The following is an 18,870-nucleotide window of genomic DNA, read 5'->3' on the forward strand; positions in this document are numbered from 1 at the left end:
GCGCTTCCTTCGTTTCCGACTCTATCAGATCTTTCCGATCCGATTTCCTCGGTGCTTTCCGGTCCCGATTTGTTTTTCTCGGGGCCTTCCGGCGCTTCCACTACTTTAGCCGATTTCCCGGGCGGCTCATAATCGAGCCATTCGAAACGAATTTCGGCATGCCGAAATAAGCCCCGAGGGGATTCGTCGCTGTGAAGTGGATGGCCGCTCTCGGGGTGCTTGAACAAGCACCACCGTCTCAAGCGGCTCGGGCTACGTTACGCGTCTGTTCCAGCCGGGTCAAGTCGCCTCTTGCGGGGCGTGTGGGGGCGATACGGGCTGACCGTGGGGTCCTCGGCGATCCAGTAGCGCCAGGGGTGCGGGGCGCCGTCGCCGCCGACGCCGGTGCGGGGGCCCGTACGGATCAGGGAAGGGGCCGGTGGGGTGCCGGTGAGGACGGACAGGGGGGCGTCGGGGCCGGCGCAGACGTCGGTGCCATTGAGGGAGCCGGGGACGTCCAGGGCGGTGGCGAGGCGGGCCGGGCCCTTCGCCAGTTCGGCGTCCTTGCGGGCCGAGCGGCGGCGGGGGCGGGCCAGTTCCGCGCCGCGCAGGATTTCACCCGCGCGGAGCAGTACACCGCTCGCCTCGCCCTCCGGGCCGCACACCAGGTTCAGGCAGTGCCACATGCCGTAGGTGAAGTAGACGTACGCGTGACCGGGCGGGCCGAACATCACGGTGTTGCGGGCCGTACGGCCGCGGAAGGCGTGCGAGCCGGGGTCGATCGCGCCGGCGTACGCCTCCACCTCGGTGAGGCGCAGTTCCATCGTTCCCTCGTCGGTCGTACGGACGAGGGTGCGGCCGAGGAGATCCGGGGCGACCTCCAGGACGGGGCGGTCGAAGAAGCTCCGCGGGAGCGGCGTACGGTCGGGGCTCTCGCTCATGGCGTCCGAGCGTAATGGGGACTCCGGTGGAACCCGCTACGGTCGTCGCGCGTATGTAGGGGACAGGAACGAGAAGGAGAGAGTGCCATGGGATTCAAGAAGCTGCTGGCCAGCCTGGGTGCCGGTGGGGCCACCGTGGAGACGGTGCTCACCGAGGAGAACGTGGTCCCGGGCGGTGTCGTCCAGGGCGAGGTCCGGATCCAGGGCGGCAGCGTCGACCAGCGCATCGAGGGGCTGTCCGTCGGTCTCCAGGCGCGTGTCGAGGTCGAGGGCGGCGACCAGGAGCACAAGCAGGACGTCGAGTTCGTGAAGGTGCGGCTCGGGGGTGCCTTCGAGGTGAAGGCCGGCGCGGTGCACGTCGTGCCGTTCGGCCTGGACATCCCGTGGGAGACGCCGATCAACACGATCGCCGGGCAGCGGCTGCACGGCATGGAGATCGGTGTCTCCACCGAGCTGGAGATCGCGCGCGCGGTGGACTCGGGCGACCTCGACCCGATCAACGTGCACCCCCTGCCGGCGCAGCAGGCGATCCTCGACGCCTTCGTGCAGCTGGGCTTCCGTTTCAAGAGCGCCGACATGGAGCGCGGTCACATCCGCGGCACCCGCCAGCGGCTGCCCTTCTACCAGGAGATCGAGTTCTTCGCGCCGCAGCAGTACCGCGGCCTGAACCAGGTCGAGGTCAGCTTCGTCGCGGACGACCGCGAGATGGACGTCGTCCTGGAGATGGACAAGAAGCCGGGGCTGTTCACCGAGGGCAGCGACTCCTTCCGGGCGTTCAAGGTGGGTCTGAACGACTACCAGGGCACCGACTGGAACGCGTACCTCAACCAGTGGCTCGCCGAGGTCGGCGGCCGCCGCAACTGGCTCTAGTACGGACGGACGGAGGCTTCGACATGGACCAGGGACAGCGTGCCCCGCTCCCCCACGCCTTCCATCCGCCGGTGGCCGCGTTCACCGTGGAGAGCGAGGACGTGGCGCCCGGCGGGGTGCTGAAGGACGCTCAGGTGTACGCGGCGGGGAACGTCTCCCCGCAGCTGCGCTGGGAGGGCTTCCCGGCGGAGACCAAGAGCTTCGCGGTGACCTGCTTCGACCCGGACGCGCCGACGGGCAGCGGCTTCTGGCACTGGGTGCTGTTCGACATCCCGGCGTCGGTCACCGAGCTCCCCGCGGGGGCCGGATCGGGCTCCTTCGAGGGGCTGCCGGCCGGGGCCGTGCACGCGCGGAACGACTACGGGTCGAAGGACTTCGGCGGGGCCGCCCCGCCGGCCGGGGACCCGGCTCATCGCTATGTGTTCACGGTGTACGCGGTGGACACGGAGAAGCTGGGGCCGGACGCCGACACCTCGCCGGCCGCCGTCGGGTTCAACCTGCGCTTCCACACCCTGGGCCGGGCCCAGTTGGTCGGTGAGTACGCGGCTCCCGCGGCAGGCTGATCGTTCGTTTGTTGTTTGCCCGCTTCTGGTCTTGGAGAGATCAGAAGCGGGCATCTTTTGTTGCGCACGAAATTGCGTTGTCCGACCCCGGCCGGCCCGGCCATCGTTGATCCAAGCCCGGAAGCCCTAGGGGAGGGCCGGGCCGGCACACGGGAGGTGGGCACAATGCGGGACACGCTGGTATTGAATGCGAGCTTCGAGCCGCTTTCGACGGTCACTCTCAACCGTGCGGTGGTGCTTGTCCTGCAGGACAAGGCCGTCGTGGAACAGTCCCATCCGGATCTGCGGGTGCGTGCCGCCGCCGTCGACCTTCCGGTGCCCCGGGTGATCAGGCTCTGCCGGTTCGTCCGGGTGCCGTTCCGAAGACAGGCGCCGTGGTCGAGGAGGGGTGTGCTGGTCAGGGACCAGCACCGGTGCGCGTACTGCGGGAGGCGCGCGACGACCGTGGACCATGTGGTGCCGCGGGCGCAGGGTGGTGGGGACAGTTGGCTGAATACGGTCGCTTCCTGCGCGGAGGACAACCACCGCAAGGCGGACCGGACGCCGGAGCAGGCGGGGATGCCGCTGCTCTTCGAGCCGTTCGTGCCGACGCCGGCGGACGCGATGCTGCTGGCGATGCGGGCCGGTGAGCGGTCGGAGCTGCCGGACTGGCTGGCGCGTACCGCCGCGTGAGCGGTCCTGAGCCGGTGAGGGCCCGCCCCCGTGAGGGGGCGGGCCCTCCGGTCATTTCAGGGTGAGCTGGAGGATGGCGACGACGCCGACGGCGATGATGACGCCGCGCAGGACGGCCGGCTTGAGGCGGCGGCCGACCTTGGCGCCGATCTGGCCGCCGAGGGTGGAGCCGACGGCGATGAGGAGGACGGCGGTCCAGTCGAACTCGGCGACGAAGAGGAAGAAGACGGCGGCGACGCCGTTGACCAGGGCGCCGAGGATGTTCTTGACCGCGTTGATCCGCTGGAGGTCGTCGTGGAGGAGCAGGCCCATGAGGGAGAGGTAGAGGACTCCCTGGGCGGCGCCGAAGTAGCCGCCGTACATGCTGGCGAGGGTGAGGCCGACCAGGAGGACGGGGCCGCCGTCGGGGTGGGCCTCGTTGCCGGTCTGTTCGCGGCGGCGCTGGACGGCGGCGGCGATGCGGGGCTGGAAGAGGACCAGGATCAGGGCCAGTCCGATGAGGATCGGGACGATGGCGTCGAAGGCCTCGGAGGGCAGGGCGAGGAGCAGGATCGCGCCGACGAGGCCGCCGACGAGGGCGGCGGCGCCGAGGCGGAGGATCCGGCGCTTCTGGCCCTTGAGTTCGCGGCGGTAGCCGATGGCCCCGCTGATGGAGCCGGGGACGAGGCCGAGGGCGTTGGAGACGTTCGCGGTGATCGGTGGCAGTCCGGTCGCGAGGAGGACGGGGAAGGTGATGAGCGTTCCCGATCCGACGATGGTGTTGATGGCGCCGGCGCCGATGCCGGCGGCGAAGACCGCCAGGGCTTCCCAGATGGACAAAGCCGTTTCCTCACATGGTCAGTGGTTCGCCTCCCCGCCCTGCGTGCGGCGAGAGTCGAGGGGCTCGCACTGATCATGCCCGGAGTTACATGTACGTGTCAGCCATCGTTCAGTCGACGGTGGGCTCTTCGCGTCGGGCGGCCGGGACGTCCTTGGTGACGGACGGGGACGGCGCGCCCTGGCCCATGTTGCCGAGGGCGCCGGAGAGGCCCTTGAGGGCGTCGCCGATCTCGCTGGGCACGATCCAGAGCTTGTTGGCGTCGCCCTCGGCGATCTTCGGGAGCATCTGGAGGTACTGGTACGAGAGGAGCTTCTGGTCCGGGTCGCCGGCGTGGATGGCCTCGAAGACGGTGCGGACGGCCTGGGCCTCGCCCTCCGCCCGGAGGGCCGCGGCCTGGGACTCGCCCTCGGCGCGGAGGATCGCGGACTGCTTCTCGCCCTCGGCGCGGAGGATCTCGGACTGGCGGACGCCCTCGGCCTGGAGGATGGCGGCGCGCTTGTCGCGGTCGGCGCGCATCTGCTTCTCCATCGAGTCCTGGATGGAGGTCGGCGGCTCGATGGCCTTGAGCTCGACGCGGTTGACGCGGATGCCCCACTTGCCGGTGGCCTCGTCGAGGACGCCGCGGAGGGCGGCGTTGATGTCCTCGCGGGAGGTGAGGGTCCGCTCCAGGTCCATGCCGCCGATGATGTTGCGCAGGGTGGTGACGGTGAGCTGCTCGATGGCCTGGATGTAGCTGGCCACCTCGTAGGTGGCGGCTCGGGCGTCGGTCACCTGGTAGTAGATGACGGTGTCGATGTTGACGACCAGGTTGTCCTGGGTGATCACCGGCTGGGGCGGGAAGGGGACGACCTGCTCGCGGAGGTCGATGCGGTTGCGGATCGTGTCGATGAACGGGACGACGATGTTGAGGCCGGCGTTGAGGGTGCGGGTGTAGCGGCCGAAGCGCTCCACGATCGCGGCGCTGGCCTGCGGGATGACCTGGATCGTCTTGATCAGGGCGATGAAGACGAGCACCACCAGAATGATCAGGACGATGATGACTGCTGACATCGTGTTCCCCGTGCCCTTCGCTGCCGGTTTGTCTGCCGGGTTTCTCTCGGGTTGCTCTTCCGATGATCGAGTTTCCCATGACGTGGGGACGTCAGGGGCGGGGTTCGGTCAGATGACGACGGCGGTGGCGCCCTCGATCTCGACCACGTCGACCTCCTCGCCCGGTTCGAAGACGCGGGTGGCGTCGAGGGAGCGGGCGGACCAGATCTCGCCGGCGAGCTTGATGCGCCCTCCTTCCGCGTCGACCCGTTCCAGGACGCGGGCCTGACGGCCCTTCAGGGCGTCGATGCCGGTGGCGAGGGCGGGGGTGCCCGCGCGGTGGCGGGCCGCGATGGGGCGCACGACGGCGATGAGCGCGACCGAGACGGCCACGAAGACGATCACCTGCGCGACGATGCCGAAGCCGAGGGCGGCGGTGACCGCTCCGGCCACGGCGCCGACGGCGAACATGCCGAACTCCGGCATGGCGGTGAGGACCAGGGGAATGCCGAGCCCCACCGCGCCGATCAGCCACCAGATCCATGCGTCGATGTCCACACGGTCATGGTAGGGCGGGTGGGGCCTCGTGGGACAGGGTGCGGTGCCGTGGCTGTGCGGGTCACGGCGGTCCACCGCCCTGTCGGGCGGGGTTACTTGAGGGGCAGGCCCTGGGCGGTCCAGCGGTCGCCGACGCGCTCGACGACGAGCGGGAGGCCGAAGCAGTGGGAGAGGTTGCGGGAGGTGAGCTCGGTCTCCATGGGGCCGGCGGCGAGCACCTTGCCCTGACGGATCATCAGGACGTGGGTGAAGCCGGGGGCGATCTCCTCGACGTGGTGGGTGACCATGATCATGGAGGGGGCGTACGGGTCCCGGGCCAGGCGGCCGAGGCGGCGGACGAGGTCCTCGCGGCCACCGAGGTCGAGGCCGGCGGCGGGCTCGTCGAGGAGGAGGAGCTCGGGGTCGGTCATCATCGCGCGGGCGATCAGGGTGCGCTTGCGCTCGCCCTCGGAGAGGGTGCCGAACCTCCGGTCCAGGTACTCGGTCATGCCGAGGCGGTCGAGGAACGCCTTGGCGCGGGCCTCGTCGACCGGGTCGTAGTCCTCGTGCCAGGTTGCGGTCATGCCGTACGCGGCGGTGAGGACGGTCTGGAGGACGGTCTGGCGCTTGGGGAGCTTCTCCGCCATGGCGATGCCGGCCATGCCGATGCGGGGGCGCAGCTCGAAGACGTCGACGGCGCCGAGGCGCTCGCCGAGGATGGTGGCGCTGCCGGCGGTGGGGTAGAGGTAGCTGGAGGCGAGGTTCAGGAGGGTGGTCTTGCCGGCGCCGTTCGGGCCGAGGATGACCCAGCGCTCCCCTTCCTTGACCGACCAGGAGACCTCGTCCACCAGAGCGCGTCCGTCGCGGACCACGGATACGTCCACCAGCTCCAGTACATCGCTCATGAGCGCGTTGTCTCCCCTTGCCGTCGAGTCGTGTCCGGCTCGTGTCGTCGCCTTGGGCCGCGGGCGCGGCGTCCACGGGAAAACCTACGTCATCGGCGGGGCGGGCCGGTCCCTAGGGCGTCGTTCGGGTCCTTACTCTGGGGGGATGCTTTCGGAACCACGTTCAGGACGTCTGGCCGCCTGGGGCAATGCCCTGCTCGCCGGGGCGGTGTCGCCGGACGACGCGGCGCTGGCGATCGTCGGGGAGGACGCGGTGCACCGCGTGGCGGGGGTGCCGGGTGAGGCGGGTCCCGTGGGACTGACGCTGGCGCTCGGGCGGCTGCGGCGGCTCGGGGTGACCGGGTGGCGGGTGGCGCTGCCCGCGCCGGGGCATCCGCTGGGGCTGAGCGGGCCGCCGGACTTCAACGCGCGCGCGTTGGAGGCGGAGGAGGCGGTGGTCGGGTACGGGGCGCCGTACGGGCTCGTGCCGGAGGTCGCGGAGGCGGGGCCTCGTGGGGACGTGCACGTCGAGGTGGTGTGGCACTGCATGACGGTGCGGGAGGCGCCGCCGGCCGACGTGCCCTCGCTGAGCGAGGCGGAGCGGGAGCTGGCGGAGGCGCTGCGGGACGCGACGGCGGCGCTGACGCGGCTCGACGTGGCGGCGTCGGGGCCCGCGGCGGAGGCGGCGCGCGAGGCGTACCGGGCACGGGCGGAGGCGAGCCGCGAGGTCCTGGCTCCCGGGTATCCGGCGCGGGCGGTGCGGGTCCTGGAGCTGGCCCAGCGGATCGGTCTGCTGGTCGACCTCGCGTACGGGAACGGGCACGGGGGTGCGGTCAGCGCGTCCGAGATGGCGGCGCGGGGGGCGGCGCTGGCGCCGGTGGAGCGGGTGGCCCGGCGGGCGCGGGTCGCCGCGTACAACTCCTGGGTGGAGGAGAAGGAGCGGGAGCGGGGGTTCTGAGGCGTAGGCCCGCGACGGCGACGGCCCCCGGGGGGAGGGTTCCCGGGGGCCGTCGGTGCCTGGGGCGGTCAGCCGTTGAGGGCGTGGTTGCCGAAGGCGGGGTTGAGGAGACCGATCACGTTGACCGTGTTGCCCGAGACGTTCACGGGGACGTGGACGGGGACCTGCACCAGGTTGCCGGAGGCGACGCCCGGGGAGTTGAGGGCCTGGCCGTGGGCGTCGGCGCCGTGGGCGGAGGCCACGCCGGCACCGGCGGCGACGATGCCACCGGCGACCATGGTGAGGGCAGCGGCCTTCTTGAGGTTCTTCACTTGGTACTTCCTCCTGGTCTTCGCTGCGGCCGGTCCGCCGCAGCACGCCCTGGAGAACGCCGCCCACCCTCCTTGGTTGCGCCGAATGGGGGATGTACACACGACCGTATGACCTTCTGAACGGGCGTACGCCCCGGCGCGTGAACGGCGCGTTTCAGGTGGTGAGGCCGTGGCGGACCGCCCAGAGCGCCGCTTGGGTGCGGTCCGCGAGGTCCAGTTTCATGAGGATGTTGGAGACGTGGGTCTTCACCGTCTTCTCGGAGAGGACCAGGGCCCTCGCGATCTCCCTGTTGGAGCGGCCGTCGGCGATGAGGCCCAGGACCTCGCGCTCCCGCTCCGTGAGGGTGGTGCCGCGTCCCGTACCGCCCTGGGGTTCGTCCTGGGCGAGGAGGGCGCCGGCCACCTCGGGCTGGAGCAGGACGTGGCCGGCGTGGACGGAGCGGATCGCGCCGGCGAGGGCGTCGGGGTCGATGTCCTTGTAGACGTATCCCGAGGCGCCCGCGCGCAGGGCGGGGACGACCGTGCGCTGCTCGGTGAAGCTGGTCACGATGAGGACCCTGGCCGGGTTGGCCAGGGCGCGCAGCCGCTTGAGGGCCTCGATGCCGTCGGTGCCCGGCATCTTGATGTCCATGAGGACGACGTCGGGGCGGAGCTCCTCCGCGCGGGCGACGCCCTCGGCGCCGTCGGCGGCCTCGCCGACGACCTCTATGTCGTCCTGGACCTCCAGGAAGGTGCGCAGGCCGCGGCGGACGACCTGGTGGTCGTCGACCAGGAGCACGCGGATGGGCTTGTCAGCCACCGGGGACCTCCATCTCGATCGTGGTGCCCTCGCCGGGGGCGGAGGTCACGGTGAGGGCGCCGCCGACTCCGGCGGCGCGGTCGCGCATGGACACCAGGCCGAGGTGGCGTCCGGCGCTGCGGACGGTCGTGGGGTCGAAGCCGCGTCCGTCGTCGGCGACGCTGAGCCGGGCGCCCTGGCCGTGCCGGACCAGGGTGACGGCGACCCGGGCGGCCCCGGCGTGCCGCAGGGCGTTGTGCAGGGCCTCCTGGGCGACCCGGAGGACGGCTTCCTCCTGGGCGGCGGGCAGGGCGCGGATGCCGGGGCTGTCGAAGACGACCGCGGCGGAGTGGGCGCGGTCGAGGACCTGGATCTGGGTGCGCAGGGTGTGGACGAGGCCGTCCTCGTCGAGGGCGGCGGGGCGGAGCTCGACGACGGCGGCGCGCAGCTCGTCGGCGGCCTCGGCGGCGAGCGCGGCGACCTGCTGGAGCTCGCCCTTGGCGCGGGCCGGGTCGCGGTCGACGAGGGCGGCGGCGGCCTGGGCGGTGAGCCGGAGGGAGAAGAGCTTCTGGCTGACGGCGTCGTGCAGCTCGTGGGCGAGCCTGGAGCGCTCCTCGGCGATGGTGAGCTCGCGGCTGCGCTCGTACAGCCGGGCGTTGGTGAGGGCGATGGCGGCGTGCTGGGCGAGGATGCCGAGCAGTTCCTCGTCCTCGGCGGTGAAGCCGCAGCCTCCCTCGGGCTTGGGGCAGCGCTTGTTGGCGAGGAAGAGGGCGCCGAGGGTCTCGTCGCCGTCGCGGACGGGGAGGCCGAGGAAGTCGGAGAGCTCGGGGTGGGCGTCGGGCCAGCCGCCGAACCGGGGGTCCTCGCGGACGTCGGCGAGCCGCTCGGGCTCGGCCTTGTGGAGCATCGCCGCCAGGACGCCGTGCTGGCGGGGCAGCGGGCCGATGGCCTTCCACTGTTCGTCGCTGACGCCGTCGACGACGAACTGGGCGAAGCCCCCGTGGTCGTCGGGGACGCCGAGGGCCGCGTACTCGGCGTCGAGCAGCTCGCGGGCGGAGGCCACGATCGTCTTGAGGACGTCGCGGACCTCCATCTGCCGGCTCATCGCCAGGAGTGCGGTGCTCACGGCGGCGAGGCCGGAGCCGGTGCGGTGACTCATGGCCTCACGGTACCGGCGGGGTGCGGCGGCCCGGATGGGACCGGGGACGGCCGTGGCGCGGGTCGCGGGACCTAGGTCGAAGGGCCCGGAGGAGCGGGAGGGCCCCGGTCCGGGGGGGAAGGGTCCGCGCGAACAAGGAAGCGCACGCGCGCGTACGTACGCGTACGCGAGGGCGGGGCCGGGGCGGAGCCCGTACTCCCCGGGCGGGAGCCGGGGGGGGTCGGTTCTCCTCCGCTGGGTGGAGGAGGGTCACCGTGCGCGTTGCTCACGCAACGCCCGGTGAGTTTGTTAAGGGCCCCGTGTGAGCCCGCGCATAGGACGCAGGTCACTTACGAAGCTGCCTAGTGGAGGCTGAGAGGGTCGTTCGGGGCGGGGCGAATCGGGCTTGAAGCCGTTTCTCGGGCGCCTGCACCGGCCCCTGATCCACTACCCGGGATCGTACGTCACACCTTTGCCACGCGATTTTGCTGCCGCTAAGAATTGCCCCCGTCGCCGCCGAGCAGGCGCAGCGCCGCCCCGGCCCAGCGACCCCCAGCGATTCGAAGAGGTAGTCCTGCATGTCTCAGAACACCCCTGGCCACAGTCGTGGTCTGAAGAAGACCCACAAGGCCACGATCGCCGGCGTCGCCGCCCTGGGCGCTGCCGCGCTCACCCTCTCCCTCGTGCCGGGCAACGGCTCCACGGAGACCGAGCCGCAGGCGCTGAACACCAGCCAGAAGGTGGCGTGGTCGTACGACGCCGCCAGCCCGCAGGCCAAGGCGCTGGCCGCGAGCGTCTCCGACCAGCAGTCCACCATCGGCCTGAAGGCCAAGCAGGACGCCGCCGCCAAGGCCAAGGCCGCTGCCGCCGCCAAGGCGAAGGCCGCGAAGGCCAAGGCCGCGGCGAAGGCGAAGGCCGACGCCGCCGCGAAGAAGCGGGCCGCCGAAGCGAAGGCCGCGGCCAAGGCGAAGGCCGCCGCGAAGAAGCGCGCCGCGGAGAAGACGGCCGCGAGCCGCTCCGTCACCCGGACGCCGGTCTTCGCGAACAACCTCGACGGCTGGATCCGCGAGGCGCTGTTCATCATGGACAAGCACGACATCCCGGGCTCGTACAACGGCCTGCACAAGAACATCATGCGCGAGTCCAGCGGCAACCCGTACGCGATCAACAACTGGGACATCAACGCCATCAACGGCGTCCCGTCCAAGGGTCTGCTCCAGGTCATCTACCCGACCTTCAAGGCGTACCACGTGCCGGGCACCAAGTTCGACCAGTACGACCCGGTCGCCAACATCGTCGCCGCCGCCAACTACGCGGCCGACCGCTACGGCTCGATCGACAACGTCAACAGCGCGTACTGATCCGACCGTCCCGACCACGCCAGGAGGGCGGCACCCCGTGCGGGGTGCCGCCCTCCTGGCGTGGTGCTCCGGGGCCGTTACTTGCGCATGACCTCGGGCTCGTGGCGGCGCAGCAGTCGGGCGACGGCGACGCCGAGGACGACGGTCATGACGAGCAGCACGCCGACGTTGAAGCCCCACTGGCCGGCGCTGTGCTCCCACAGCGGGTCCAGGTCGGTGGGGTTCTTCGGGTCCCACGGCGCCATGAGGTGCGCGAGGTCGAGGGTGGTGCCGGCGCCGGCGATGGCCCAGCGGGAGGGCATGAGCCAGGCGAACTGCTCCAGGCCGGGCGAGCCGAAGACCTTGAAGAGGATGCCGGTGAAGACGACCTGGACGATCGCGAACATGACGAGCAGCGGCATGGTCTTCTCGGCGGTCTTCACCAGCGCGGAGATGACCAGGCCGACCATCATCGAGGTGAGGCCGAGCGCGATGACGGTGAGGCAGAGCTCGATCGCCGGCGGCATGATCAGGCCCTCGGCGGGCAGGTCGCGGATGGCGAAGCCGATGGCGCAGAGGATGACGCCCTGGAAGGCCGTGATGACGCCGAGGACGATCACCTTGGACATCAGGTAGGCCGAGCGGGAGAGGCCGGTGGCGCGCTCGCGCTCGTAGATGACCCGTTCCTTGATCAGTTCTCGTACGGAGTTCGCGGCTCCGGAGAAGCACATGCCGACCGTGAGGATCAGCATGATGATGCCGGCGTCGCCGTTGAACCGGGACGGCGGGGTGGGGGGCGCGAGGCCGAAGTCGGCGGGGATGACGACGGAGACCGAGCCGATGACCGCGGGGAGGATCACCATGAGGGCGAGGAAGCCCTTGTCGGAGACGATCACCGAGGTGTAGCGGCGGATCAGGGTCCACAGCTGGGAACCCCAGCCCTGCGGCTTCGGCGGGCGGGACATCGCCTGCTGCGGCATGTGGACGGGCTGGGCGGCGACGGCGTCGATGTCGGCGGCGTACAGCTGGTAGTGCTGCGAGCCCTTCCAGCGGCCGGCCCAGTCGTAGTCGCGGTAGTTCTCGAAGGCGGAGAAGACGTCGGCCCAGGTGGAGTAGCCGAAGAAGTTCAGCGCCTCGTCCGGCGGGCCGAAGTACGCCACGGAGCCGCCGGGCGCCATCACCAGGAGCTTGTCGCAGAGGGCCAGCTCGGCGACGGAGTGGGTGACGACGAGGACCGTGCGGCCGTCGTCGGCGAGGCCGCGGAGCAGCTGCATGACGTCGCGGTCCATGCCCGGGTCGAGGCCGGAGGTCGGCTCGTCCAGGAAGATCAGCGAGGGCTTGGTCAGCAGCTCCAGGGCGACGGAGACGCGCTTGCGCTGGCCGCCGGAGAGCGAGGTGACCTTCTTCTCCTTGTGGATGTCCAGCTTGAGCTCGCGCAGCACCTCGTCGATGCGGGCCTCGCGCTCGGCGGTCGCGGTGTCGCCGGGGAAGCGGAGCTTGGCGGCGTACCGGAGCGCCTTCTGGACGGTCAGCTCCTTGTGCAGGATGTCGTCCTGCGGGACCAGGCCGATGCGCTGGCGCAGCTCGGCGAACTGCTTGTAGAGGCTGCGGTTGTCGTAGAGGACGTCACCCTGGTCGGCGGGCCGGTAGCCGGTGAGCGCCTTGAGGAGGGTGGACTTGCCGGAGCCGGAGGGGCCGATGACGCCGATGAGCGACTTCTCGGGGACGCCGAAGGAGACGTCCTTGAGGATCTGCTTGCCGCCGTCGACGGTCACCGTGAGGTGGCGGGCCGAGAAGGAGACCGAGCCGGTGTCGACGAACTCTTCCAGCTGGCCGCCGACGATCCGGAAGGTGGAGTGGCCGACGCCGACGATGTCCTGCGGGCCGAGGAGGGCGGTGCCGCCCTTGGGGATCGGCTGGCCGTTGACGTAGGTGCCGTTGTGCGAGCCGAGGTCGCGGATCTCCATGCGGCCGTCGGGCGTGGCGTGGAACTCGGCGTGGTGGCGCGAGACCTGGAGGTCGGAGACGACCAGTTCGTTCTCGAGCGCACGGCCGATGCGCATCACGTGGCCGAGGGCCAGCTGGTGGAAGGTGGTGGGGCTGCGGTCGGAGTAGGCCGACGACGCCCCCGCGGCGCCGCTGGTCTTCTGGGCGAGCTGCTCGACCGGACCGCCACCCTGGTGGGGCACCTGCGGCGGGACGTGGCCTCCGTGCTGCGGCGCGGGCTGCTGCCAGCCGCCGTGCTGGGGCGGCGCGGCGTCGTGGGTGGCCCACTCGGCCTGCTGCTCGACGGGCGCCTGGACCGGCTGGACCGGCTGGACCGGGGCGGCGCCCTGGTGCGCGTGGGCCGGCTGTCCGGCGTGCGCGGCGGAGAGATTCAGGCGCGGGCCGTCCGTCGGGTTGCCGAGGTGGACGGCGGTCCCGGGGCCGATCTCCAGCTGCTGGAGGCGCTGCCCGGCGACGAAGGTGCCGTTGGTGGAGCCGTGGTCCTCGATGGCCCAGCTCCGGCCGTTCCAGCTGATCGTGGCGTGCCGCCACGAGACCCTGGCGTCGTCGATGACCAGGTCGCCCTGGGGGTCGCGCCCCAGGGTGTACGACCGGGACGGCTCCAGCGTCCAGGTCCTGCCGTTGAGTTCGAGTACGAGTTCTGGCACTCCATGCCCCACTGTGTGTCCCCCGATGCACCCCCGACACGGGGGCCCTAGGGATGGCGAATCATCCTGGGGAACTATTTCAGGCCGGGTCCCCGATCCGAAAGTCGGGCGGCGTGAAGACCCGGCGGAGGGTCTCCGGGCCCCTCCGCGACGGTGTTCGGCCGGGTGGGTGTCCGGAACGCGGGACGGGGCGCCGGGTGGCACCGGGTGCCCGATACGGTGGGAGCACCATGAGCGCATCGCAGACACCGGACGTCCCCGCCGTTCACCCCGCGGACGTGCCCACGCTTCTCGTCAAGATCTTCGGGAAGGACCGGCCCGGGATCACGGCCGGCCTCTTCGACACCCTGGCCGCCTTCTCCGTGGACGTCGTCGACATCGAGCAGGTCGTGTCGCGCGGCCGGCTCGTGCTGTGCGCGCTGGTCACCGAACCGACCGTCGCCTCCCAGGGCGAGCTGCGCGCCACCGTGCACAGCTGGGCCGAGTCGCTGAAGCTCCAGGCCGAGATCATCTCGGGCCTCGGCGACAACCGGCCGCGCGGCGAGGGCCGCTCGCACGTGACGGTGCTCGGACATCCGCTGACGGCCGAGCAGACGGCGGCCATAACGGCCAGGATCGCCGGCACGGGCGGCAACATCGACCGTATCTTCCGGCTGGCGAAGTACCCGGTGACGGCGGTCGAGTTCGCGGTCTCGGGCTGCGAGACCGAGGCGCTGCGGACGGCGCTGGCCACCGAGGCGCACACCATCGGCGTGGACGTGGCCGTGGTCTCGGCGGGGCTGCACCGGCGGGCGCAGCGGCTGGTCGTCATGGACGTGGACTCGACGCTGATCCAGGACGAGGTGATCGAGCTCTTCGCGGCGCACGCCGGGTGCGAGGAGAAGGTCGCCGAGGTCACGGCCGCGGCGATGCGCGGCGAGCTGGACTTCGAGCAGTCGCTGCACGCGCGCGTGGCGCTCCTGGAGGGCCTGGACGCGTCGGTGGTGGACAAGGTGCGGGCCGAGGTGCGGCTCACGCCGGGCGCCCGGACGCTGATCCGCACCCTGAAGCGGCTCGGCTACCAGGTGGGTGTGGTCTCGGGCGGCTTCACGCAGGTCACGGACGATCTGAAGGACCGGCTCGGGCTCGACTTCGCCCAGGCCAACACCCTGGAGATCGTGGACGGGAAGCTCACCGGCCGGGTGACGGGCGAGATCGTGGACCGGGCGGGCAAGGCGCGCCTGCTGCGCCGGTTCGCGGCGGAGGCCGGGGTGCCGCTGGCGCAGACGGTGGCGATCGGCGACGGCGCCAACGACCTGGACATGCTGAACGCGGCGGGCCTCGGGGTGGCCTTCAACGCCAAGCCGGTGGTGCGCGAGGCGGCGCACACGGCGGTGAACGTGCCGTTCCTCGACACGGTGCTGTACCTGCTCGGGATCACCCGCGAGGAGGTCGAGGCGGCGGACGGCGGCGAGGAGCTGCTGCACTGAGCCGGGCCCTCGGCCCCTCTCGTACGGGAAGGGGCCCGGCCACCGCGACGGAGGCCGGGCCCCTTTCGTGCGTGCCGGCCGGCGGGTCCGTCCGGGAAGGCGGTGGGCCGGGGCGGTACGCGCGGGTCAGTCGTGGGGGGTCCAGAAGTCGACGAGGCGGGCGGCGCCGGGCTCGACGGACTTCCAGCCGCCGGTGAAGGTGAGCACGGCGAAGGCCGAGGTGGGGTAGCCGGTGCGGTTCATCCGGGTGAGGGCGTCGCCCTCGCTCTCGCCGGTCAGCACCTCGGCGAGGCCGTGCATGCCGGGGTTGTGCCCGATGACGAGGACGTCCCGCACGTCGTCCGCGACCTCGTTGAGGAGGGCGACGAGCTCGCCGGGGGACGCCTCGTAGATCCGCTCCTCGTAGACCGTCCGGGGGCGCTCGGCCAGTTCGTGGACGGCGAGCTTCCAGGTCTCACGGGTGCGCGCCGCGGTCGAACAGAGGGCCAGGTCGAAGTGGATCCCGGACCGGGCGAGCCGGCGGCCCGCCACGGGGGCGTCCTTGCGGCCGCGCTCGGCGAGCGGCCGCTCGTGGTCGGTCTCCTGGCCCCAGTCTGCCTTCGCGTGCCGGAGCAGCACGATCCTGCGGGTTGTGTCGACGCTCATGGTCCACAGCTTGGCACGGATCGACCCGTCCTGACTCAGAGAGCGAGGGTTTGCCCGATCCGCTGGAGGAGGTGTCCCATCCCTCCGCCCCCGTCGGTCGCGGCGGCCTCACCGGGCCCGGTGACCAGCAGCAGGAGGACGGTGAAGGCGGCCACCGGGAGGGCGAGGGCCCACCAGGGCAGCCGGGTGTCGACGCCGGCGGTCGTGGTCCGGTCGCCGGTGCGGGTGAGGGCCGTCATGACCGCCTCCGTGGTGGGGACGCCCCCGGGGGTGGAGCCCCGGGGAAGGGTGGACACCGCGGGTGCCGCGGTGTGGTTCCACCGTAGGGAGCACGGGAGCCGTGGCCCATCCGGTGATCCACCCAGTCGCCCCTGAGACTTCCCCCTAGGGGATGCGGGGGTTTTCCCCACCCCCCGGAGCCTTCTCCGGGGTGTCCCCGGTCACGGGGAGGCGATCGAGGCGATGACGCCGATGACGACCGTGATGCCGAGCATCGCGCCGAGCACGAGGAGCAGCTTCTTCTGGCCGCCCTGGGGATTGGGTTCGAGAACGGGCATGGGACCAGTGTCGCATCTCAGGTCTCGTCCTCGACCGTCCGGTCCCGTCCGGCGAGGGTGCCCACGATCATCTGCGGGATCATCAGCCCGCCCATGAGGGCGATCGGCACGCCCCAGCCGCCGCTGTGCTGGTAGAGGACGCCGACGAGGAGCGGGCCGGGGATGGAGATGAGGTAGCCGACGCTCTGGGCGAAGGCGGAGAGCCGGACGACGCCTGCGCCGGTGCGCGAGCGCATGCCGATCATGGTGAGGGCCAGCGGGAAGGAGCAGTTGGAGATGCCGAGGAGTACCGCCCAGATCCAGGCGCCGCCGGCCGGGGCGAGCAGCAGACCGGTGTAGCCGACGAGACCGCAGGTGCCGAGGGCGACGACGATCGGGCCCTGGTGGCGCATCCGGGTCGCGAGGCGCGGGATGACGAAGGCGAGCGGGACGCCCATGACCATGGTGACGGCGAGCAGGACGCCCGCGGTGGAGGCGGGGACGCCGGCGTCGCGGAAGATCTGCGGCATCCAGCCCATGGTGATGTACGCGCCGGTGGCCTGGAGGCCGAAGAAGCAGGCCAGCGCCCAGGCGGTGCGGCTGCGGTACATGGGGCGGGGCGCGGTCTGGGAGGCGGTGGGGGCGGCGCCGGCCGGGGCGGCCCGCTCCGTGAGGGCCGGGCCGTTGCGGTCCTTGACCAGCGGGAGCCAGGGCAGGACGGCGAGGGCGGCGAGGACCGCCCAGACGCCGAGGCCGAGGCGCCAGTCGCCGCCGAGGGCGTCGGTCATGGGGACGGTGAGGGCGGCGGCGAGCGAGGTGCCGAGCGCCAGGGCCATGGAGTACAGGCCGGTCATGCTGCCGATGCGGTCGGGGAAGTACCGCTTGACGATCACCGGCATGAGGATGTTGCTGACGGCGATGCCCATGAGGGCGAGGGCGCTGGCGGCCAGGAAGCCCGCCGTGCCGGTCGCGAGGGGGCGCAGCAGCAGGCCCGCGAGGATGGCCGCCATGCCGGCGCAGACGACGGCGGCGGGGCCGAAGCGGCGGGCCAGGCGCGGGGCCGTGATGCCGAAGACGGCGAAGCAGAGCGGCGGCACCGAGGTGAGGACGCCGGCGACGGTGCCGCTCATGTGCAGGGTGGCGCTGACCTCTTCGAGGAGGGCACCGAGGCTGGTGATCGCGGGGCGCAGGTTGAGCGCGGCGAGGACGAGGCCGACGGAGACCAGGCCGAGCGTCCAGCGGGCGGGACGGCCGGTCGCCGGGGCGGGCAGGGGGTGCTCCGGGGCGGTGGAGCGCCGCGCGGCGGTGGGTTCGAGGGTCTTCGGCTCGTCTGGCATGGAACCATCATAGAATCATGGGATGATTGGTTGTCCAATCTCGAACATCTCGAACCTCTCGAACGAACACCGGTGAAGGCGAGTCCCCCATGGCCCTCGGGCACCCCCGGCGTACCGGTCTCACCGACCAGGTGATCGCCGAGCTGCGGAACCAGATCACCTCCGGCGAGTGGCCGGTCGGCTCCCGCATCCCGACCGAGCCCGAGCTCGTCGAGCAGCTGGGCGTGGCCCGCAACACCGTCCGCGAGGCGGTCCGGGCGCTCGCCCACAACGGACTGCTCGACATCCGGCAGGGCTCCGGCACCTACGTGGCGGCGACGAGCGAGCTGGCCGGAGTGATGCACCGGCGGTTCGCGGGCTCCGATCCGACGCACGTGGCCGAGCTGCGCGCCACGCTGGAGTCGGCGGCCGCGCGGTTCGCGGCGGGCCGGCGCTCCGAACGGGACCTGGGGCAGCTGGACGCGCTGCTGGTCCGGCGCGAGGAGGCGTGGGAGTCGGGGGACGCGGAACGGTTCGTGACGGCCGACGCGGCCTTCCACCACGCGGTGGTGGCGGCGTCCGGCAACGAGGTGCTGACGGAGCTCTACGCGGACCTGGGCGATCTCCTGCGCGAGTGGCTGCGCGGCGACGTGGGGCCGGACCTGCGGCCGGAGAACCACATGGACCACGCGCGCCTCGTGGAGGCGATCCGGGCCGGGGACGCGGAGCGGGCGGCCGAGGAGGCCGCGGGCTATCCGTTCATGTGCCTGGGCGGGAAGCGGCGGGCGGAGACGGAGGAGCAGGCTCCGCCGCCGGTTCGTGGGTGACCCAGGCGGAGCGGACCTCCTTCCAGCAGCGGGCGGTGAGCGTCGCGTAGTCGGCGGGCGCGACGTCCACGGGGGCGCTGTCGGTGTCGAGGTCCCACCAGGGGTCGCACTCGACGTGGAGCCGTATCCGGTCGGTCCGCGGATACGGGTTGCGGCAGTGGGCGGTGACCCGGGTGCCCTCGACGACCGTGTGGCAGGCGGCGCCGAAGTCCTCGGGGGCGGCGGCGACCGGAGCGGTGACGGCGGATTCCTCGGCGGGGGCGGGGGCCGCGTGGACCTCCGCGGCGACGGCGGTGCCGAGGAGCAGGGCGGCGACCGAGGCATGGGCGGCGAAGCCGCGGTGGAGCGCGCGCATGCCCGTACCTCCTCCCCGTGAGTAGCCGGAACGACACGCTCCGACCAGTCTGCGGTGATCCGCCGGACTTTTCGAGTCGGGAACGGAACGGGGCCGGGCGCCGGTCCCGGAAGGGACCCGGGGCCGGTGCGGTACGGGCGGGGGCCGGGCGCCGGTCCCGGAAGCCCCGAGCTCTCGGAGTGAGGACCTGTTGACCAGCACCATCGGATCATTCGACGAGCAGTCCCAGACGTCGCGTGACCCGCAAG

Annotated in this window: 22 protein-coding genes; 7 read left to right on the plus strand and 15 right to left on the minus strand. The window is 71.8% G+C overall.

Going from position 1 to position 18,870, the window contains the following annotated elements; all coding sequences use genetic code 11:
* Together AB0E19_RS36945 and AB0E19_RS36950 are read right to left on the minus strand one after the other, a co-directional pair.
* A partial coding sequence (locus AB0E19_RS36945; RefSeq protein ID WP_362189073.1) for a hypothetical protein occupies positions 1-227 on the minus strand: 227 nt, incomplete at its 3' end.
* A 30-nt stretch (positions 228-257) separates the two neighbouring features.
* The gene (locus tag AB0E19_RS36950; protein WP_362189076.1) at positions 258-920 is read right to left on the minus strand and encodes a DNA-3-methyladenine glycosylase; all 663 of its coding nucleotides are present in this window, start codon (positions 918-920) and stop codon (positions 258-260) included.
* A gap of 87 nt (positions 921-1,007) precedes the next feature.
* On the opposite strand from AB0E19_RS36950, the gene AB0E19_RS36955 reads away from it, so the two are divergent.
* From AB0E19_RS36955 to AB0E19_RS36965, 3 genes are all read left to right on the plus strand, one after another.
* Positions 1,008-1,790, plus strand: coding sequence for a sporulation protein (locus tag AB0E19_RS36955; RefSeq protein ID WP_362189079.1), 783 nt, complete (start codon positions 1,008-1,010; stop codon positions 1,788-1,790).
* 23 nt (positions 1,791-1,813) lie between these two features.
* Positions 1,814-2,353 carry a YbhB/YbcL family Raf kinase inhibitor-like protein gene (locus AB0E19_RS36960; protein WP_360610993.1) on the plus strand — a complete coding sequence of 180 codons (540 nt, stop codon included), beginning with the start codon at positions 1,814-1,816 and terminating at the stop codon, positions 2,351-2,353.
* A 165-nt stretch (positions 2,354-2,518) separates the two neighbouring features.
* Positions 2,519-3,025, plus strand: a complete 507-nt coding sequence (locus AB0E19_RS36965) for an HNH endonuclease (RefSeq protein ID WP_360610992.1) — start codon at positions 2,519-2,521, stop codon at positions 3,023-3,025.
* 51 nt (positions 3,026-3,076) lie between these two features.
* Here the strand turns inward: AB0E19_RS36965 and AB0E19_RS36970 are convergent, their stop codons facing one another.
* The 4 genes from AB0E19_RS36970 to AB0E19_RS36985 all read right to left on the minus strand — a co-directional run bounded on the left by AB0E19_RS36970 (position 3,077) and on the right by AB0E19_RS36985 (position 6,316).
* The gene (locus AB0E19_RS36970) at positions 3,077-3,844 is read right to left on the minus strand and encodes a sulfite exporter TauE/SafE family protein (protein WP_362189084.1); all 768 of its coding nucleotides are present in this window, start codon (positions 3,842-3,844) and stop codon (positions 3,077-3,079) included.
* 109 nt (positions 3,845-3,953) lie between these two features.
* Positions 3,954-4,895: an SPFH domain-containing protein gene (locus AB0E19_RS36975; RefSeq protein WP_362189087.1), complete on the minus strand. Its 942-nt coding sequence runs from the start codon at positions 4,893-4,895 to the stop codon at positions 3,954-3,956.
* A 108-nt stretch (positions 4,896-5,003) separates the two neighbouring features.
* Complete coding sequence (locus AB0E19_RS36980; protein WP_362189090.1) at positions 5,004-5,432, minus strand: NfeD family protein; 429 nt, start codon at positions 5,430-5,432, stop codon at positions 5,004-5,006.
* Between the two features lie 92 nt (positions 5,433-5,524).
* Positions 5,525-6,316 carry an ABC transporter ATP-binding protein gene (locus tag AB0E19_RS36985; protein WP_360610985.1) on the minus strand — a complete coding sequence of 264 codons (792 nt, stop codon included), beginning with the start codon at positions 6,314-6,316 and terminating at the stop codon, positions 5,525-5,527.
* Between the two features lie 145 nt (positions 6,317-6,461).
* On the opposite strand from AB0E19_RS36985, the gene AB0E19_RS36990 reads away from it, so the two are divergent.
* Complete coding sequence (locus AB0E19_RS36990) at positions 6,462-7,253, plus strand: hypothetical protein (protein WP_362189094.1); 792 nt, start codon at positions 6,462-6,464, stop codon at positions 7,251-7,253.
* A gap of 68 nt (positions 7,254-7,321) precedes the next feature.
* Here the strand turns inward: AB0E19_RS36990 and AB0E19_RS36995 are convergent, their stop codons facing one another.
* The 3 genes from AB0E19_RS36995 to AB0E19_RS37005 all read right to left on the minus strand — a co-directional run bounded on the left by AB0E19_RS36995 (position 7,322) and on the right by AB0E19_RS37005 (position 9,501).
* Positions 7,322-7,564: a chaplin gene (locus AB0E19_RS36995; protein WP_189950542.1), complete on the minus strand. Its 243-nt coding sequence runs from the start codon at positions 7,562-7,564 to the stop codon at positions 7,322-7,324.
* 154 nt (positions 7,565-7,718) lie between these two features.
* Positions 7,719-8,363, minus strand: coding sequence for a response regulator transcription factor (locus AB0E19_RS37000; protein ID WP_362189098.1), 645 nt, complete (start codon positions 8,361-8,363; stop codon positions 7,719-7,721).
* The gene (locus tag AB0E19_RS37005) at positions 8,356-9,501 is read right to left on the minus strand and encodes a GAF domain-containing sensor histidine kinase (RefSeq protein ID WP_362189101.1); all 1,146 of its coding nucleotides are present in this window, start codon (positions 9,499-9,501) and stop codon (positions 8,356-8,358) included. Before AB0E19_RS37005 ends, AB0E19_RS37000 begins: the two co-directional genes overlap by 8 nt.
* 557 nt (positions 9,502-10,058) lie before the next feature.
* On the opposite strand from AB0E19_RS37005, the gene AB0E19_RS37010 reads away from it, so the two are divergent.
* Complete coding sequence (locus tag AB0E19_RS37010; RefSeq protein ID WP_362189104.1) at positions 10,059-10,841, plus strand: transglycosylase SLT domain-containing protein; 783 nt, start codon at positions 10,059-10,061, stop codon at positions 10,839-10,841.
* Between the two features lie 77 nt (positions 10,842-10,918).
* Here AB0E19_RS37010 and AB0E19_RS37015 read toward each other — a convergent pair whose 3' ends face one another.
* Positions 10,919-13,486, minus strand: a complete 2,568-nt coding sequence (locus tag AB0E19_RS37015; RefSeq protein WP_362189107.1) for an FHA domain-containing protein — start codon at positions 13,484-13,486, stop codon at positions 10,919-10,921.
* A 218-nt stretch (positions 13,487-13,704) separates the two neighbouring features.
* Between AB0E19_RS37015 and serB the strand changes: the two genes are divergently transcribed.
* Complete coding sequence (gene serB, locus AB0E19_RS37020; RefSeq protein ID WP_362189110.1) at positions 13,705-14,943, plus strand: phosphoserine phosphatase SerB; 1,239 nt, start codon at positions 13,705-13,707, stop codon at positions 14,941-14,943.
* A gap of 126 nt (positions 14,944-15,069) precedes the next feature.
* Here serB and AB0E19_RS37025 read toward each other — a convergent pair whose 3' ends face one another.
* From AB0E19_RS37025 to AB0E19_RS37040, 4 genes are all read right to left on the minus strand, one after another.
* The gene (locus tag AB0E19_RS37025) at positions 15,070-15,588 is read right to left on the minus strand and encodes a histidine phosphatase family protein (RefSeq protein ID WP_362189113.1); all 519 of its coding nucleotides are present in this window, start codon (positions 15,586-15,588) and stop codon (positions 15,070-15,072) included.
* 35 nt (positions 15,589-15,623) lie between these two features.
* A complete protein-coding gene (locus AB0E19_RS37030) occupies positions 15,624-15,827 on the minus strand; it encodes a hypothetical protein (RefSeq protein ID WP_362189116.1) in 204 nt (67 codons plus the stop codon).
* A gap of 201 nt (positions 15,828-16,028) precedes the next feature.
* The gene (locus tag AB0E19_RS37035) at positions 16,029-16,145 is read right to left on the minus strand and encodes an SGM_5486 family transporter-associated protein (RefSeq protein ID WP_360315565.1); all 117 of its coding nucleotides are present in this window, start codon (positions 16,143-16,145) and stop codon (positions 16,029-16,031) included.
* Between the two features lie 17 nt (positions 16,146-16,162).
* Positions 16,163-17,461 (minus strand): MFS transporter, encoded by a 1,299-nt coding sequence (locus AB0E19_RS37040; RefSeq protein ID WP_362189120.1) that lies wholly within the window; start codon positions 17,459-17,461, stop codon positions 16,163-16,165.
* Between the two features lie 89 nt (positions 17,462-17,550).
* Between AB0E19_RS37040 and AB0E19_RS37045 the strand changes: the two genes are divergently transcribed.
* On the plus strand, positions 17,551-18,267 hold the full coding sequence (locus tag AB0E19_RS37045) for an FCD domain-containing protein (protein WP_362189123.1): 717 nt from the start codon (positions 17,551-17,553) through the stop codon (positions 18,265-18,267).
* Here the strand turns inward: AB0E19_RS37045 and AB0E19_RS37050 are convergent.
* Positions 18,200-18,622, minus strand: a complete 423-nt coding sequence (locus AB0E19_RS37050) for a hypothetical protein (RefSeq protein ID WP_362189126.1) — start codon at positions 18,620-18,622, stop codon at positions 18,200-18,202. The genes AB0E19_RS37045 and AB0E19_RS37050 overlap by 68 nt on opposite strands.
* Positions 18,623-18,870 lie beyond the last annotated feature (248 nt).

It is taken from the genome of Streptomyces sp. NPDC047974 (assembly GCF_040653375.1).
In the GTDB taxonomy this organism is placed as follows: domain Bacteria; phylum Actinomycetota; class Actinomycetes; order Streptomycetales; family Streptomycetaceae; genus Streptomyces.

Excerpts from the sequence above, each read along its gene's own strand:
- AB0E19_RS37035 (WP_360315565.1), bottom strand. The coding sequence starts at position 16,145 with ATGCCCGTTCTCGAACCCAATCCCCAGGGCGGCCAGAAGAAGCTGCTC.
- AB0E19_RS37010 (WP_362189104.1), top strand. The coding sequence starts at position 10,059 with ATGTCTCAGAACACCCCTGGCCACAGTCGTGGTCTGAAGAAGACCCAC.
- AB0E19_RS37040 (WP_362189120.1), bottom strand. The coding sequence starts at position 17,461 with ATGCCAGACGAGCCGAAGACCCTCGAACCCACCGCCGCGCGGCGCTCC.
- serB (WP_362189110.1), top strand. The coding sequence starts at position 13,705 with ATGAGCGCATCGCAGACACCGGACGTCCCCGCCGTTCACCCCGCGGAC.
- AB0E19_RS37030 (WP_362189116.1), bottom strand. The coding sequence starts at position 15,827 with ATGACGGCCCTCACCCGCACCGGCGACCGGACCACGACCGCCGGCGTC.
- AB0E19_RS37005 (WP_362189101.1), bottom strand. The coding sequence starts at position 9,501 with ATGAGTCACCGCACCGGCTCCGGCCTCGCCGCCGTGAGCACCGCACTC.
- AB0E19_RS37045 (WP_362189123.1), top strand. The coding sequence starts at position 17,551 with ATGGCCCTCGGGCACCCCCGGCGTACCGGTCTCACCGACCAGGTGATC.
- AB0E19_RS36975 (WP_362189087.1), bottom strand. The coding sequence starts at position 4,895 with ATGTCAGCAGTCATCATCGTCCTGATCATTCTGGTGGTGCTCGTCTTC.
- AB0E19_RS36990 (WP_362189094.1), top strand. The coding sequence starts at position 6,462 with ATGCTTTCGGAACCACGTTCAGGACGTCTGGCCGCCTGGGGCAATGCC.
- AB0E19_RS37050 (WP_362189126.1), bottom strand. The coding sequence starts at position 18,622 with ATGCGCGCGCTCCACCGCGGCTTCGCCGCCCATGCCTCGGTCGCCGCC.
- AB0E19_RS36985 (WP_360610985.1), bottom strand. The coding sequence starts at position 6,316 with ATGAGCGATGTACTGGAGCTGGTGGACGTATCCGTGGTCCGCGACGGA.
- AB0E19_RS36960 (WP_360610993.1), top strand. The coding sequence starts at position 1,814 with ATGGACCAGGGACAGCGTGCCCCGCTCCCCCACGCCTTCCATCCGCCG.
- AB0E19_RS36955 (WP_362189079.1), top strand. The coding sequence starts at position 1,008 with ATGGGATTCAAGAAGCTGCTGGCCAGCCTGGGTGCCGGTGGGGCCACC.
- AB0E19_RS37025 (WP_362189113.1), bottom strand. The coding sequence starts at position 15,588 with ATGAGCGTCGACACAACCCGCAGGATCGTGCTGCTCCGGCACGCGAAG.
- AB0E19_RS36965 (WP_360610992.1), top strand. The coding sequence starts at position 2,519 with ATGCGGGACACGCTGGTATTGAATGCGAGCTTCGAGCCGCTTTCGACG.
- AB0E19_RS36950 (WP_362189076.1), bottom strand. The coding sequence starts at position 920 with ATGAGCGAGAGCCCCGACCGTACGCCGCTCCCGCGGAGCTTCTTCGAC.